The sequence below is a fragment of the Pseudomonas sp. FSL R10-1350 genome (assembly GCF_009600525.1).
Classification (GTDB): Bacteria; Pseudomonadota; Gammaproteobacteria; order Pseudomonadales; family Pseudomonadaceae; genus Aquipseudomonas; species Aquipseudomonas helleri.
Genome location: NZ_WIVR01000269.1, coordinates 1 through 205 on the forward strand (window position 1 = coordinate 1; position 205 = coordinate 205).

Here is a 205-nt window from a genome sequence, read left to right on the forward strand (position 1 = left end):
GCAGCGGACGGGACTCGAACCCGCGACCCCCGGCGTGACAGGCCGGTATTCTAACCGACTGAACTACCGCTGCGCGTCGGTTGGTTGCTTCGTTAAAAGCGACCTTCTCTTTCGAGAAACTCAAGAAGTGGTGGGTGATGACGGGATCGAACCGCCGACCCTCTGCTTGTAAGGCAGATGCTCTCCCAGCTGAGCTAATCACCCT

Annotated in this window: 2 tRNA genes; both read right to left on the minus strand. The window is 58.5% G+C overall.

Annotation, left to right across the window (positions count from 1 at the left end):
• Positions 1-73: transfer RNA gene (locus tag GHO25_RS26035), tRNA-Asp, on the minus strand.
• A gap of 55 nt (positions 74-128) precedes the next feature.
• Positions 129-204: transfer RNA gene (locus GHO25_RS26040), tRNA-Val, on the minus strand.
• Position 205: the final 1 nt, after the last annotated feature.